The sequence below is a fragment of the Streptomyces prunicolor NBRC 13075 genome (assembly GCF_000367365.1).
Classification (GTDB): domain Bacteria; phylum Actinomycetota; class Actinomycetes; order Streptomycetales; family Streptomycetaceae; genus Streptomyces; species Streptomyces prunicolor.
Genome location: NZ_BARF01000182.1, coordinates 1 through 2135 on the forward strand (window position 1 = coordinate 1; position 2135 = coordinate 2135).

Annotated in this window: 1 protein-coding gene; it reads left to right on the forward strand. The window is 71.2% G+C overall.

Annotated features, from left to right (window positions below; genetic code table 11):
- On the forward strand, nt 1-2135 hold a 2135-nt coding region (locus SPR02S_RS65925), incomplete at both ends, for a SpnB-like Rossmann fold domain-containing protein (protein ID WP_043259185.1).

Below are 2135 nucleotides of genomic sequence, written 5' to 3' on the forward strand. Positions count from 1 at the left end.
CTGCCCTCGCTCAGCGGGGCCGGTGACCCCGCCGCATCGGGAATGGCCAGGCTCGACCACCCGTTGCTCACCGCCGCGGTCCCGGTCGGCGACCAGGGGCAGTGGCTGTTCACCGGGCGGCTGTCGCAGGACATTCAGCCCTGGAGCCGGGACCACGCCGTACTCGGCGCGGTCATCGTGCCGGGAGCGGCACTGGTGGAACTCGCCCTGACCGCCGGCCAACAGGTGGGCTGCCCGGTCGTGGACGAACTCGTCCTCCAGGTCCCGCTGCCGGTACCCGTCCATGACGCGGTGCCCTTGCAGGTCATGGTCGGCGAACCGGGCCCGGACGGTCGCCGGGACGTGGCGATCTACACCCGCTCGCAGAACTCGGCGCACGACGACGACCCGACCGCTGCGACCGACGTGATGACATGCCATGCGCGAGGCGTACTGGCCGAGGAGACCGGCCTGCTCGCCCCGGCGTTCCCGACCGAGTGGCCGCCGGCGGGCACCGAACCGGTCGTGGTCGAGGGACTGTACGAGAGGCTGGCCGACGCCGAGTACGAGTACGGCCCCGCCTTCCAGGCCTTGCAGGGGGCCTGGCGCGACGGCCAGGACGTCTACACCGAGATAGTCCTCCCCGAAGAAGCCGGGTCCGCGCGCGAGTTCGGGATCCACCCCGCCCTGCTCGACGCCGCGTTGCACGGTGGGCTGCTCGACCGGGACGGGACCTCGGCGGTGGAACTGCCGTTCTCCTGGTCCGGTGTCCGGCTGGACCGGCGAGGCGTGTCCCGGGCGCGGGTCCGGATCACTCCGGCCGGACGGTCCGCGACCCGGATCGACATCGCCGACGAGAGTGGCCAACTGATCGCATCCGTACGGGAGCTCGCCTCCCGCCCGGTCGACCAGGCGCAGTTGGCCGGTGCCGTGCGAGCGGCCAACGAGTCGCTGTTCACGATGGAGTGGACCGAGGTCGCGGGAGCGGACAGTACAGCTGCTCCGGCAAGCATCGCGCTGCTCGGCGAGATCGCGGAGGCCGGCACGGGCGAGCACTTCGCGGACCTCGACGCGCTGCTCGGCGCGGTGACGGCGGGTGGGTCGGTGCCGGACGTGGTCGTCGTCGGCGTAGCGGCGGAAGAGGCTCCTGGTGAGGAGACCGACGCGGTACGTGCCGTGGTGGCACGGACGTTGGGCCTGGTGCAGGAGTGGCTGGCCGCCGACGCGCTGTCGGCCGCACGGTTGGTGTTGGTGACTCGGGGTGCGGTGTCGGTGGGTGAGGAGTCGCCGGATGTGGCGACTGCGGCGGCGTGGGGTCTGGTGCGCAGTGCGCAGTCCGAACACCCAAGCCGTTTCGTGCTGTTGGACCTCGACCCGGTCGAGGAAACAGTGCCCGACTGGGCAACGTCCGCCGGCCTGGGCGAATCGCAACTGGCGGTGCGCGGGGGTCGGACACTTGCCCCGCGACTGAAGCGAGCGGCCGAATCGCCGCTGCCTGCCGAGGGACCGTGGGTGCTTCAGGCGGTCACGAAGGGGTCGTTGGATGGCCTGGCGCTGGTCCGTTCCGATGCGGATCGTCCGCTGGAGGCGCACGAGGTCCGGATCGCCGTACGAGCTGCCGGGCTGAACTTCCGCGACGTACTCATCACCCTCGGCCTCTACCCCGGCGATGCCACGCTGGGCAGCGAGGCGGCGGGAGTTGTCCTGGAGACCGGATCCGATGTCACGGACCTGGCGCCCGGCGACCGTGTGATGGGTCTGACCGCCGACACCTTCGGACCTGTCGTGATCGCGGACGGCCGGATGGTCGCGCGGATGCCGGAGGGCTGGTCGTTCGAGCAGGCTGCGGCGGTGCCGGTCGTGTATCTGACCGCGTATTACGGCCTCGTGGAGCTCGGCCAACTGGTCGCTGGTGAGCGGGTGTTGGTGCATTCCGCGGCGGGTGGTGTGGGGATGGCCGCGGTGCAGTTGGCCGCGCATCTGGGTGCGGAGGTGTATGCGACGGCGAGTCCGTCGAAGTGGGACGCCGTCAAGGCCCTGGGTGTGCCGGCTGAGCGGATCGCGTCCTCGCGGGACTTGGAGTTCGCGGAGGCGTTCGCGCGGGTGACGGGTGGCGCGGGGGTGGATGTGGTGCTGGATGCGCTGGCGGGTGAGTT